General features: G+C 38.5%; 12 protein-coding genes. All 12 read left to right on the top strand.

From position 1 onward, the window contains the following. The first annotated feature begins 62 nt into the window (after positions 1-62). The 12 genes from H4J38_RS03910 (at position 63) to H4J38_RS03855 (ending at position 12719) form a co-directional block, all read left to right on the top strand. Positions 63-554 (top strand): NYN domain-containing protein, encoded by a 492-nt coding sequence (locus tag H4J38_RS03910; protein ID WP_182129609.1) that lies wholly within the window; start codon positions 63-65, stop codon positions 552-554. A 188-nt stretch (positions 555-742) separates the two neighbouring features. Further along, complete coding sequence (locus H4J38_RS03905; RefSeq protein ID WP_182129608.1) at positions 743-1687, top strand: response regulator; 945 nt, start codon at positions 743-745, stop codon at positions 1685-1687. Positions 1688-2629: 942 nt separating this feature from the next. After that, complete coding sequence (locus H4J38_RS03900; RefSeq protein WP_182129606.1) at positions 2630-3322, top strand: hypothetical protein; 693 nt, start codon at positions 2630-2632, stop codon at positions 3320-3322. Continuing rightward, complete coding sequence (locus H4J38_RS03895; RefSeq protein WP_182129604.1) at positions 3309-4268, top strand: LPP20 family lipoprotein; 960 nt, start codon at positions 3309-3311, stop codon at positions 4266-4268. Before H4J38_RS03900 ends, H4J38_RS03895 begins: the two co-directional genes overlap by 14 nt. Before the next feature lies 1 nt (position 4269). After that, entirely contained in the window at positions 4270-5400 is a 1131-nt protein-coding gene (locus tag H4J38_RS03890; RefSeq protein ID WP_182129602.1) for a hypothetical protein, read from the top strand. Then, the gene (locus tag H4J38_RS03885) at positions 5397-6764 is read left to right on the top strand and encodes a hypothetical protein (RefSeq protein ID WP_182129601.1); all 1368 of its coding nucleotides are present in this window, start codon (positions 5397-5399) and stop codon (positions 6762-6764) included. Before H4J38_RS03890 ends, H4J38_RS03885 begins: the two co-directional genes overlap by 4 nt. 9 nt (positions 6765-6773) lie before the next feature. Next, the gene (locus H4J38_RS03880; RefSeq protein ID WP_182129599.1) at positions 6774-8054 is read left to right on the top strand and encodes a hypothetical protein; all 1281 of its coding nucleotides are present in this window, start codon (positions 6774-6776) and stop codon (positions 8052-8054) included. Then, positions 8054-8767: a hypothetical protein gene (locus H4J38_RS03875; RefSeq protein ID WP_182129597.1), complete on the top strand. Its 714-nt coding sequence runs from the start codon at positions 8054-8056 to the stop codon at positions 8765-8767. The genes H4J38_RS03880 and H4J38_RS03875 overlap by 1 nt, the downstream gene beginning before the upstream one ends. Beyond that, entirely contained in the window at positions 8730-9878 is a 1149-nt protein-coding gene (locus H4J38_RS03870; protein WP_182129595.1) for a transglycosylase SLT domain-containing protein, read from the top strand. The genes H4J38_RS03875 and H4J38_RS03870 overlap by 38 nt, the downstream gene beginning before the upstream one ends. After that, positions 9875-10459 carry an LPP20 family lipoprotein gene (locus H4J38_RS03865; protein ID WP_182129593.1) on the top strand — a complete coding sequence of 195 codons (585 nt, stop codon included), beginning with the start codon at positions 9875-9877 and terminating at the stop codon, positions 10457-10459. The genes H4J38_RS03870 and H4J38_RS03865 overlap by 4 nt, the downstream gene beginning before the upstream one ends. Positions 10460-10549: 90 nt before the next feature. Further along, positions 10550-11368 carry a PKD domain-containing protein gene (locus tag H4J38_RS03860; protein WP_182129591.1) on the top strand — a complete coding sequence of 273 codons (819 nt, stop codon included), beginning with the start codon at positions 10550-10552 and terminating at the stop codon, positions 11366-11368. Between the two features lie 10 nt (positions 11369-11378). Continuing rightward, a complete protein-coding gene (locus tag H4J38_RS03855) occupies positions 11379-12719 on the top strand; it encodes a YfaP family protein (RefSeq protein WP_182129590.1) in 1341 nt (446 codons plus the stop codon). Positions 12720-12955: the final 236 nt, after the last annotated feature.

Genomic DNA, 12955 nt, shown 5'->3' with positions numbered 1-12955 from the left:
GAAATATAACGAATTTATTACATTAGGCCAAAATATGACCTAAGTTAGCAAATAGGATTTTTATGCAAAATAGCGAACAACCACCAAAAATTGCCATATTTGTTGATGTACAAAATATTTATTACACCACACGAGATACTTTTCAGCAGCAATTTAATTATCGAGCATTCTGGCAACAAATTAGTCAACAAGGTGATATTGTTTTGGCTAATGCTTATGCCATACAGCGCAGTGACGACCAACAGCATAAATTTCAAAAAGCCTTAAAATACATTGGCTTTGAGGTAAAACTTAAACCTTTTATTCAGCGTCGTGACGGCTCTGCAAAAGGTGATTGGGATGTTGGTATCGCGGTTGATGTGATGGAAATGGCACCGGAAGTGGATATTGTCATCTTACTTTCCGGCGATGGTGACTTTGATTTATTGCTTAGAAAAGTAATGCAACGTGACGGTGTAAAAACTCATGTATATGGTGTTACTGCTCTAACCGCGCAGTCATTAATTAATGCAGCGAGTGAGTTTTTTCCTATCGACCGTCATCTATTGCTTTAGTTGATGTTGTGCCTAGGCGACTTTCGGTTTTACGTTCATACTATAAGAACATTAGCATCGATAGTGGAAGATATTTTGTTATACAAGGTGATTTTAATAGTGACTTAAGCTAAATTTGTATTTATTGCTTGGGCTTAGTATTGTACTAGCAAAATTGATTTAGAAATAATTATAAAAAAGGAAAAATCATGTCAGTAGAAGCGCTATATAAAGTTATTTTATACCCTTTTATCAATGAGTCACTTGCTAGTTTGAAGGCAATGACGAATTTGGTTGGCGAGGCAGGTGAGGCTTTTGTAGATAACGTTGATGATTTTCGCTTTAAAGGCTATGCCGTATGTTCTGAAGTCACCGGTGGCTTAGACGGCGTTATAATGATGCATCATTATCCAGAAACAGCTATCGCAATTGGTAATTCAGTTTGTGAACATATGTTTGAAGAAAAATATCAATACACTGAAATAAATGAAGAGTTAAGTAATGCCTTAGCGGAATGGGGCAATACCATTGTGGGTCGCTCGACAGATTTACATGGCCGTTATAGTTTAGATTATAAATTTTCTAGCCCATACTTTGTTCACGATGTTAATGACATGGACAAATACTTAGCGGGTGTAACCGAAGTTATAACTGTGCCTATCACTATTGAAGGTGTAGGTCGTTATTATTTTAATTTGCTTATTCGTAACGTTGAATATCAATCGGTAGGCATTAAGCGAGAAGCCAGTACTGGTATTAGTAATCCTCACAGCAAAATATTACCGCTAGAAAGTAAAATACTTTTAGTTGACGACAGCGGCATGATCCGCAAAGCACTAAAGCGTTATCTATCTCAGCTAGGTTATAACAATGTTATTGAAGCTGACGACGGTTCGGTGGCAGTTACTATGGTACAAGAGCAACAACCTGACTTTATGTTTATGGATGTTGTAATGAGTGAAATGAACGGTGATCAGGCATTGGTAAATATTCGTGCTAATGGCAGCAATGTTCCCGTGGTTATGCTTTCTTCAGTCACAGATCAAGCGTTAATAAAAAGCTGTGAAAGTCAGGGGATTTCTGGTTTTATTTTTAAACCGATCCAAGCGGATACCGGTGCCGAAGTTATTAAAGACTACTTGAAAATAGCTTAAGTAATGTAAAGCTGGCGACGATTATTAAAGTCGAACTTTTTAATCGTCGCTTAATATTTACCATGGCTAACTTGCCAAGAAAAAATTTTATTGATGTAACCTTAAACCTTTCAGAGAATACTGCTGCGTAATTCACATTTAATAAGTTGTAATAGTTGCTGATAAATTAACTTAAAACAGTTCGTATAACTATCTCCCTGCCCCTTGCTAGTTAAAATTAAACAAGCGACATTGTTTACAGTCGATTAACTGAACAAGCGACTTGGATCCCTCTACAACATAAATCACCATCATTTTTTCGGCATAGAATTTAGCTGGGTTCACTTGTCAGGTGTAAGGTATTAAGGTTGTTCTTCATGTTATAGCTTGAAGTACATCGTAATTTATTACCTTAAAAAGGAAATAATCATTGCTTTAACGTGAGCTAGACTAAAAATAATTTGTTTAAAACCTAGCTACACTCAGAGGACAATTAGCTGATTATTAAGTAGTACTGACATATGCAACTAGCTCTCCATTTTAGTAGTAAGTAAAAGCTAAAATAGTCACAAAGGTTTAACTCACTATTTGTCGATTACTCTTTCCTAAATAGAAATCTTAATTACAGCTATTCGGCTAATTTTTACACCGTGTACGGCCAATAAAATGTCCCTTTTTTATAACTGATCTGTAAGTTTAAACCCCTTTGAAAGACACGGTAACAAACAAAAGTGAAAGCAATGTGCCCTTCAATTTCTAATGTTATTTAATTAATTTTTCATTCAATAATAAATTAATCCTAACTGTCCAAGAGATAAACTTTGAAGAATATCGCCCAGATAAATCATTGATTAAAATAAATAATTATGTATTATGTATTTCTTAAGAAGCAAGGACTGCTCAAAGACAAATTATGTCAATGGCTCCGCCTTGTCGTAATTTATCAATATAATGGAGTATAAAATGTTAAATAAAAACCTCACTGCGGCTTTAATAGCCCTGTCACTTATTGCTGGTTGTAGCAGCTTATCTAATGAACAAAAAGCCAACATTGATCGAGATGACGAAGTCGAGCGTATTATTGCCGAAATTGATACTGTTGGTTATGAAGTTGTTAAAGTCTCTCCGGGTATTGATGAATTTATAAACGGCTTGTCAGCTTTTGTGGAACAGCAAAGGAATGTTTCTGTTATGTATCGTGAGGTTGTTAAGCAACATCGTGATGTTACAAGTTTTTTAGCGGCTAATGAAGGCAAAACAGATCAGGAGTTATTGGCTGAAGCTAAAGAGTTTGATCTTCATTCTAAATCTGAAGAAGACAAAATCGGCAATAAATTAGCGGCTTATAACAAAGCTACTCAAGATATTTCAGAAGAAAATTCTAAATTAACGATTGAACTCGTGAAACAAGGTGTGCAATTGGGTTATTTAGTTACTCAATATGGTACTCAAATAGCACAAGTTGCTGCGATTAACACCGCAATGGGCTTTTTCAAGGACGATGATGCTGACGAAAAACTGACCGTTGCCACTGCAGTTATACGCGCTAGGGATCAATTGTCATTGCTTAATGAAATTAATGGCTTGATTTCAGCTGATCAAGAAGTTGCGGGTAGCTTAAGCAAATTACAAGAGCAGTTGGATGCACGCGGTTAATTTATTAGTGCTACTGATTATATTCTCAATCTCGGTTAAGGCATCAGCCTGGCCGAGTTGGGTGTATCAAGCAAACTGCAGTGCAGAATATTTCTGTGCTGTCGGCGTTGCTGACAATCAAGTAATGGCAAAAAAGTTTGCTTTTGATGATTTAAGTCAGCAACTTCAAGCAAGTATTAGCTCTCGATCGATTATCTCAGTTACAAAAAATGGTAATGAAAGTGATGCTACATTGTCACAAAAAATTGAATTGATAACTGAATCTATTCCATTAAATTTAGTTTCGGTAGCTGAAAAAGCATTTGAAAATAATCAAACTGCGTTATTAATCAAGTTATCTAAGCAACAGTTTTATAAAAATCTAACAGCGCGCATAAATACCTTCTTTGACAACATATCTACCTCTGCTCAATTAAATCAACAACCCTTATGGCAACAGCACGTTTGGGCTCAAAGGCAGTTAGCTCAACAGTCTCGAGTTGAAAACCATCTTGTTTTACTCAGTGCATTAAATGAAAAAAAAACAAGTTTTTCGGGGCTGTGGCAAAAGTTTAAGCACTGGCAACAACTAATACTAGCGTTAAAAAACAAAGCGATTATTGAAGTTCAAGCGCCTACAGAACTTAACGTAATTAGTACTAGTATTAATCGTAGTTTAACCGGCGGTGCTGGCACAGTTTATTGGTTACAGCCTTCGATTAAAACCAAGTCAGCTAAAGATGGTAGCGAGTATGTAGTTGAAGTTTTACTTTCACTTGAGTTACTGGAAAGTGAACCGCCGTATCGAGTTTTATTTACTAACACACTGAAAGAAAGGCACCGTGCATCCTCCATCAATGCAGCAAAACAGCGAGCAGTTGCCGCTATTGCAGATTTGATTGACCTATCGAAAGGCCAGGTATTGTTCGATACAGGTACTCAAAATAACACCAAGGAATATCTATAAAATGTTAAAAAAAGTTCTCACTAGTGCCCTAATTGCAACGCTAATCACTGGTTGTCAAAGTACAGGACCAAGCAGCCAAACAAAAAAAGTCACCGTAAAAAATCAAGCCTCGAATGCCTCCATCGCAAAGAGCGCCTATGATTTTTCTGATGATGACATAACCGTTCCTGCATATTTTGATACCCAAGGTTTGGAACGATGCACCTTCGATCGTCAAAAAGAAAGCGAAGGTTGTCCTCTGAAGAAGCCAACGATAAGAATTTATTTTGATAACAATGATGTTGCGGGAAAAGGTAAAGGCATAGAGCATTTAAAGCAGGTTAATAATTTAAAACTTGTCCAGATGCTTGAAAATCAATTAGCGGGTTTAAGTCGTTTTAGAATTATTACTCGTGATGATGAGGTTATAGGACAAGAACAAGCAACTTATTTAGCTGAACAGGGTGCGAAAGCTTATGCTAAACGCGCAGCGAGTCAAAAAGTTTTAGCGCCTGATTTTGTTGTGAAAATAGATACAACTAAAACAGTTGACACTTTCTATGCTCAAACTTCAGGTGTTATGGACTATACCCTTGAAATGACCTCAGCAGTAATTGACCCATTCACTAAAGAGAAAATGTCGCATCCGAATATTGGTAAGATCAGAGTTAAATCGGCTGATGTTGTTAAAAGTAAAGATGAGCTAAATGTTGTTATTGTTAGCGGCCGCTATTATAGCGGTTTTAACTTTTCTGATCCTCAAGTAGTACAGGCAATGATGTCTGACATGGCAAGCCGTGGTTTCGATATATTTTTAACCAGAATGCTAAGTGAAATGCCTGCAACAGCTCAAGTATTAGGGATTAAAGGCGACCAACTAAGCTTAGACCGTGGTCAGAATGCCGGCGTGCTCGTTGATGAAACTATGGTTATATTTCAATATGAAGCCGGTTTTGTTGAGCCTATTGGTGTCGCGACGGTAACGCCATCAAAGCAAAGTGCTAGTGGACGAATTGTTAAGTGGAAGAACAGTAAATTAGCCGACTCAATCAAAAATCAATCTAAATCTGGGATCTTCCGTCCGGGTAATGGCGTTAAAATTTTTGCTGTTTCTGTAGGTACACCCGCCAATTTTCTTGAGAATAGGACATGAGAAAATTAGCTCTATTATCGATGTTACTTAGCTTCGCCAGTTATGGTGAAGTTAAGGTGTTAGACAACGGTAATATTAGCACCTCTGCTTGTGCTTACGGCCGAGGACAAGGGGCAATAACACAAGCTAGTAATAATGCAGCGCTTGAGCTTGCACAATTTATCAAGGGTAATAAAACACTGGCTTTTGGTGATCACAGTGAAAGTATTGAGTCAAACCTTGATCAAGTTTATAGCAGGTCACGCGACACCATAATAGAAGGGCTTAGTAATGGCGGCATGCGACTTGATCTTGGCCAGCCATATTTACAAGGTAATGATACCTGTTTATCGGTGGCTATCAATGTTGAACAAACAATTGAACATGCAAATACGGATGATGCTCTAGAGTGGAAAGATGATAGTTCAACAGTCACTGTAACTGTAGTTGGTGAAGGTTGGTCTCAGGCTGGTGATTCTGCGCGTCAACGCGCTGAACAAGACGCGTTGCGCCGAGCTATTTCTCGCGTCGTTGGTATTTACCTCAGTCAAAATTCAGTGCAGTCATCTTTAACCTTAATGCAATTGAGTGATGATGGTGAACAAAATGCTGTAAGAGATTTGATCAGCCAGCAAATGTCTAGTCGTAGTTCAGGGCTGGTTAAATCGTGGCAATCTTTAGCATCGAAGAAATTGGATAAAGATGGTTTGCAAGTTACGTTGCAAGTGGTTGTTGAAAAGTCACCTTTGATCACACAGTCTAATGATTTTCTTACTCAAATTGGTTCGCCAAGAGTGAACGTTATTGCCGACGATAATTTTGAGCCAATTTTGAAAACTTGGTTATCAGAACAAGGAATTGAAACTGGATCTGGCGCTAGTTTAAAAGTGATTGCTAAGCACGAGTTACGAGGACCTGTGAGCAGCAAACGCTTGTCATTAACCATTGAAGTGCGTGATTTAGCCAATAACCTCTATGGTCAATGGCGTAACGATCCAAGTTTGGTGGCGCTACCTGATTCAACACACGTGTTAGATGACTTAACCCAGGTAACGTTTGAAATGCCCCAACAGTTGCAAAGCTTGCAACTGGCACTCAATAAAGCCTTTATCAATGTTGTGAGTCAAGGTGGTTTAGTTCGTGAAATCAAAATACGTTCAAGCTATCTATCACAACCTGAAAAATTACATGCCGTTATCTCTACGATTGGAGGAGTAAAAGATGTTGCGATTTTCAAGAAAAATAACTACGTAGTTGCTAGCCTTCGTTACTCAGGAGACACCGGTGAATTGGCGTTAATGCTGCAGAATTCTTTAGCAGCTATTAGCGAACCTTCTTTTCCAAATGGACAGGTCATAGACGACCAAACAATATTATTTAATTAAAGGAATACTATGAAATTTAAAATATTTACTTTGGCATTAGCCTTATCTCTACCGGCTTTAGCTAACGATGATTTCGATTTAACTGACCTTATTCCAGCAAAAGCAGGACAAAGCATTCCAAATGCCGATAAGGTAACAGTGAAGGGTGATGTAGTGGTTGGAACTGATGACGTTGCTGCCGTTGCTGTAGCGTATCAGGCATTAATCGAAGAAGAAGAAGATGGTATAAAAATGATTAAAGTGGGCTCTGGTATGGGGATCCTTTCAGTGGGTAGTGCAAGTTATCAAACCTTTAATAATCAAAATGCCAGCTTACTATCAAAGCGCGGTGCTTATAACAAAGCCTTGTTAATTGCAAAAAAACAGTTTGTTGCCAATATGAAAGGCGTTACTCTGGCTTGTGCTAATGTAGTATCGGCAAGTATGGACGTTATTGATAGCGGTAATGAAAGTGTCGCGAATACGGCAGATGCCCAGCAAGAAGCTTGTGTAGAAAGTGTTTCTGGTTCTTTAGCTGGCTATGTAACTTTTGATGTTAACGATGATATTGAAGAAAAATTAGTACGCGTTAGCTTAATTTCTACGCCAAAAACGCGTGCTCAAATTAGACATCAAGCCGGTGCAGTAGCAGTAACTACAGCTCCTAATGAAATTTTTAAACATATTATTAGTGATCTAAAAAGTGGTATTTTACCGCCGGTTGGCGCTAAAGTGTTAACTAACCCTGAAACTAATGAAAATTATGTTATGGGTTTTGGCTCAGCTATTGTCAGAGATAACAAAAACAAATCGATTGCTCGAAAGCTTAAAACTGTGGCAAAACGTCAATCTGAAACTCGTGCGCGTGCTGCGTTACTAGGTACTTTAAAAGGTGAACAGGTTTATTGGGACGGTAGTTTTGATGAGAAGCAAGTCGATAAAAATACTCAGTTTGACTACGATCCTGAAACGTTAGATCCATCACAAGTTGCAGTATTAGATGAAGAACAATCGACTTTTATCAATCAGCTTAAAGCAACAGATGATTATAAAACGCTAATTGCGGGCACACTACCTCCTGGCGTTTCAACCAAGAGTTTTGTTTCTACCGATGGTCATTGGCAATATACCGTGGCTATTTATGCACCTAGCCTAGAGAAAACGGCACGTGAAGCAAATAAAGAAATGAATTCTACGAACACTAGCCGCATAAAAACCACACATAAGATCAAGGCTAATGGTGGCCGCAATGAAAATGGAAAAAACTCTCAAGCAGCATCTGGCCAAGTAAGTAAATCAGGCGACTTATAATGCTCGCTGCAGCAGTGCTGTCGGTATCAGTTGTGGCGAGTTCCGCCGCAACTGTTCACCATACACCTTCTTTTAAAGTGATAAATCAAGCCGATACTGCTCAGGTTTTTCCTCTGAATGCTGACCTGCCTACTAGGTTGTGGGTAAAGGCTTGTCGTAAGGCATTATCTTATCCATTAAGGGTGCAAAAGCAGCAACAGCTGGCTGAGCAATTAAACCTCGCGCTATCGGATAGTATTAATTATGCCACTAGCCATTTAAGTAACTATCACGACCAAAAAATTGAAGGCGGCTTAAGTTGTAGTGGCACGATTAAAGAAACAGAACCTGAGTTAGGCAAGGCAAGGTTGGCACTGATGAATGCGTGGTGGGCTTTAGAACAAGGAGAAAATAGCTTTTTAAAGCCATTGTTACGACTATCAATGGTAAATTCGGCTACTAGAAATGATGCCATTGTCTTAATAGCGACTAAAACTGGCGGCGAAAAAGGCAAAGGGATTTTCGAGCATCAAGTTGACGGAAGCAATTTATTGCTTAATCAAAGTAAAGCAGCGTTGGCAAATTTTTGGATTGAGCAAGGTAGTTATCAGTCTGCAATCGACATTCTAGCGAACTGTGATAGTAAGCAGTGCTATCAATTGCAACGTAAAGTAAATACGCAAAAGGAATTACAAGATGAAAAAACGGCTGACGATCTGTCTAGCTATTTTTAGCTTACTACCGCCATTATCAATTGCCCATGATAACGAAGAGTCTTTAGAATTTGAGCAATATCTAGCACAGCAAGATAAAGAGTTTTCTGCTTATAAAAAAAATATAGATGAAGAGTTCGCACAATTTGTTGCCGCATGGAAGTTGGCTGAAGATGACTATAGAGCAAAAATTTCCCAGAAATGGCAACAACCATTACTACCAGGGAAAAAGCAATGGGTCGATTATTCAGCTGACTTAAATCAACGTACCACGGTTGATTTTGCTTCTGGGGCAATAAAGATTGAAGTACGTCAATCTTTAACATCTCAGCAAGTCACTATTTTAGCTGAACAAACCATAACAAAGCTCACTACCACATCGCTAGCTGATGCCTTAGCGAAAGACCCTGTTGTACAAGCGGTAAACAAACAATTAACCGAAGATAACAAGCAATTAGTGATAGCGAAAAGTTCACCTGTTTTGTTGGCTAAAAAGCATGTTGGTGAATTAGCAACAATATTGAGTAAAAGTGAGCAAAATAAAACTACCATTACCATACCATTAAGGCCCAGCTTACTCAGTGATAATGCACAGCGCTATTATCCTTTTGCTCAACAACAAGCAGAAAAGTGGCAAATACCGGCCTCATTAATTCTTGCCATTATCCATACCGAATCAAGCTTTAATCCTTTAGCACGTTCGCACGTCCCAGCTTTTGGTTTGATGCAAATTGTTCCTGGAAGCGCAGGTAAGGACGTTACTGAATTTTTAAATGGCAAAACCACGCTACTTAGACCTGAATATTTATATAGTGCAGAGCAAAATATTGAAGCGGGTAGCGTATATCTTCACTTACTGATGTCACGTTATTTTAAAGGAGTTACAGACAGTAAAAACAAACTTTATATGTCGATTGCTGGTTACAACACAGGTCCTGGTAATGTTGCCAGAGCATTGAGTAATACCACATCACTGAAGCGGGCAACTCAGTCAGCCAATCAGCAGACCTCAGAACAACTATATTTCAATTTAATTGATAATTTACCCCATCAGGAAACCGTCAACTATTTAAAGAAAGTTCTTAAAAGAACCTCTTACTACAATAATTTACTTATCAAGGAATCAATATGAACAAAATATCAATAGTGGCAGCTGCTTGCTTATTTTTAGGTGCTTGTAGTAATACTAATGAGCAAAAATCTATCATGCTTGAGTCGACTGATTCAGTGCCAAATTGGGTCTTAAACCCTAATGTTGATAACGCATTAGCCGCCGCTTCTTGTGTGCCATGGTCAGGTAACTTATCTATTGATAAAGCACAGAGTTTAGCAATGGCACGTGCTGAAATAGCACAGCAAATTAGTTTGAAAGTTAGTGTGCTCGATAAAATGTATCAGCGTAAGTTGGAAGCAGATGATAAGCAAAACATTGGCGGCACATTTGAGCAAGTGTCTAAGCAAATCTCGCAACAAACATTAGTGAACACTAAAGCTGCAAAAGTTGAATTTGCTAAAATAGATGGCAAGAAGCAGTTATGTACTTTAGTGACATTATCTGAAAATAAGAGTGATTTGTTATTTGAGCAACTAGTCAGTAAGTCGGGTGCTAAAATTGACCCAACCTCTAAAGCAGCTCTTTATGAAGAATTTAGATCGCAAAAGGCATCTAAAGAGCTTGAAGTAGAATTGAAAAAATTAAACTCTCAAGGCTAAACTGAAAATTAAATAAAGTAATAGATCATCCATTTAATTCATTTTTTCTTGTTATGGATGGTATTCAACAAACGATAAAGGAACTATATTATGAAAAAAACGTCGATAGCCATAATGTTAAGCAGTATTTTGCTAAGTGCATGTGGTGATTCAGAATCTAAAGATGAAGTATCTACACCTCCCCCTTCTGAAAATGTAGCCCCAACCGCTTCGTTTACATTGGCAAACGACTTACAGGAGCGTGCCGAATTTACAATAGATGGCGCAAACTCCAGTGATTCAGATGGTTCTATTTCCACATACAACTGGACAATAGACTTAGGACAATATAGTGGTGAAAATATTTCACTTAATCAAAACAATGCTAGCGCTACATTAGTTGTTGGAGAGATAGCAGAAGATGTTACAGCCACTATTACTTTAACTGTGACTGATAATGATAATTCAACCGATGAATTTTCAAGTACAGTAATTATCAGTGAACTTGATGTTGCTATGCTCCCACCTATGCCGATAGAGCCAGACCTAGGGTTAACAGGTACAGACTCAGATAACGACGGTGTTAGAGATGATTTGGAAATCGCTATTTATAAACTTTACCCACTTTCTAAAGACAATCGAGAGGTGTCACGTAATGCTGTACTCGTGTTTAATAATGTCCTTGTTACGGGTGATTCGATAGACGATCTAGATGATGGTGATGCATCCGAAAAACTAGCAAAATTAGCTTCTTGCTACATCGATCATACTGACCTAAATGGTCGTCATGAAGTAGCTAAAATAAAGGCACTGACCTTTGATACCGAGGAGCGATTAAAAGCATTCGAAAAGTACAAGGTTGGCCGAAATGGCACTGTACAAAGAACTGTAGAAGCGACTTTTGACGAATGCAGATTACCTCAGAACTAAGGATAGTATCATGAAAAATAGATCATTATTGTTTCCTGCATTTTTGTGTGCAAGTTTAAGTACACCATCAATTGCAATGCTAAACGGTTGTATTGACACAAACGAGTCTGATAAAAAAACAGCGTTTTATTTCGCAAACGGCATTCTAACATCGCCATTTGCCGCGAAATTTATGGCTAAAAAAATGAAAAATGCCTATAAAAGTCAATTTGAGTCTCTTCATGAAAATTCTTCTTATGAATTCTCCGATGCCTATAATTACTCGCAAGGTGCTCTCACTGACATTACACAAGTTCTGCAACAGAAAATGGACGAAGATGGAGCAGATGGAATTAATGGATATCAAATCTACGAACTTATTTCTTCGGGTCTTGATAACGATGCGATCCGCGCAGTATTGGCGGTTCGTCTCACGCCAAGCGCTCTTGCCGTATTTACAGATACCTTACTTGAAGAACTGGGTGAATCAATGACTCAAGCATCAGTAGAAGCAATTTCAGATCGTCTTACTGTAAACTCTGAGCATGTAGGACTTTATGAGGCTGACCTATTGTCTGGAAAACGTGTTCTTATTATGCCACACAGCCAAGGTAACTTATTCACCAACACTGCTGTAACTTCTGTTAAAGCCCGCCAGCGGGATAGAGCAGAAAGCATTGACTACTTTGGTGTGGCAAACCCAGCAGCCTCAACTGTAGATGGTGCGAGCTATGTTACAGCAGATGATGATAGGGTCATTGGTGGCCTGCGCTTAATTGAAAATGTATTACCGAGCAATATAGATAACGACCCAAGTATTCTCCCCGACTTTTTAGGAGGGGATTTTCGATCAATATCAAACCATTTAATTATTGAAGACTATTGGGATACGCGTTTAGCATCGAGGGAGGTTATTGACACCAACTTAACCCGTCTCGCAACGGATACACCTTTCCCAGTTCAAATTGCAGGAACAGGCTCTATCCGTGCATCATTATCATGGGGGGACCAACCTGATGTTGATTTGCATGCGTATGAACCAAATGGCGAGCATGTTTATTATTCGAATAAAACAGGTGACGATGGAATACTTGATGTCGATGATGTAAATGGGGAAGGACCTGAAAACTATACAGTATCATGCGAAAGCGTTAATGTTGGGACATACAAAATTGGTGTTAATTACTATAGCGGAAGTGCTCCAGAAACTGCAAAAGTGACTATATTCCTTGGTGATGGCAGAACAATCACACCACGAGAACTGACTCTTGAACAGTCTGAAGGCAGCAGTGGTAATGACAACCCAGAAATCATGTTTGAAGTGACTGTAGCTGATGATGGGAACGGCAACGCTGTTTATAGCGTGCAATAGAGTCATAATATAATAGGGAGCAGACCATCGCTCCCTATTATATTTTAAGGTTCTCATTGTTATCTTCTTGTATTAGCACCCTCATCTTCTGCCCCTAGAAATATACCTAGGCAACGCATTTTATAACTAGTATCCAGTGCAATGTTGATAGTAATGGTTAGGTGCACGGACTACAAAATATTCTATATTAAGTGGAGGAAGGTACGTCTTAACCACTTATCAAGCTGCCGATAAAA

Origin of the sequence: Colwellia sp. BRX10-3, from assembly GCF_014077505.1 — a bacterium.
In the GTDB taxonomy this organism is placed as follows: domain Bacteria; phylum Pseudomonadota; class Gammaproteobacteria; order Enterobacterales; family Alteromonadaceae; genus Cognaticolwellia.
This window is presented reverse-complemented; position numbering and strand designations above follow the sequence as displayed.

Bases quoted from the DNA above. Each gene is read 5' to 3' on its own strand.
- H4J38_RS03900 (WP_182129606.1), top strand. From the start codon at position 2,630: ATGTTAAATAAAAACCTCACTGCGGCTTTAATAGCCCTGTCACTTATT.
- H4J38_RS03880 (WP_182129599.1), top strand. From the start codon at position 6,774: ATGAAATTTAAAATATTTACTTTGGCATTAGCCTTATCTCTACCGGCT.
- H4J38_RS03865 (WP_182129593.1), top strand. From the start codon at position 9,875: ATGAACAAAATATCAATAGTGGCAGCTGCTTGCTTATTTTTAGGTGCT.
- H4J38_RS03870 (WP_182129595.1), top strand. From the start codon at position 8,730: ATGAAAAAACGGCTGACGATCTGTCTAGCTATTTTTAGCTTACTACCG.
- H4J38_RS03860 (WP_182129591.1), top strand. From the start codon at position 10,550: ATGAAAAAAACGTCGATAGCCATAATGTTAAGCAGTATTTTGCTAAGT.
- H4J38_RS03910 (WP_182129609.1), top strand. From the start codon at position 63: ATGCAAAATAGCGAACAACCACCAAAAATTGCCATATTTGTTGATGTA.
- H4J38_RS03890 (WP_182129602.1), top strand. From the start codon at position 4,270: ATGTTAAAAAAAGTTCTCACTAGTGCCCTAATTGCAACGCTAATCACT.
- H4J38_RS03855 (WP_182129590.1), top strand. From the start codon at position 11,379: ATGAAAAATAGATCATTATTGTTTCCTGCATTTTTGTGTGCAAGTTTA.
- H4J38_RS03875 (WP_182129597.1), top strand. From the start codon at position 8,054: ATGCTCGCTGCAGCAGTGCTGTCGGTATCAGTTGTGGCGAGTTCCGCC.
- H4J38_RS03905 (WP_182129608.1), top strand. From the start codon at position 743: ATGTCAGTAGAAGCGCTATATAAAGTTATTTTATACCCTTTTATCAAT.
- H4J38_RS03895 (WP_182129604.1), top strand. From the start codon at position 3,309: ATGCACGCGGTTAATTTATTAGTGCTACTGATTATATTCTCAATCTCG.
- H4J38_RS03885 (WP_182129601.1), top strand. From the start codon at position 5,397: ATGAGAAAATTAGCTCTATTATCGATGTTACTTAGCTTCGCCAGTTAT.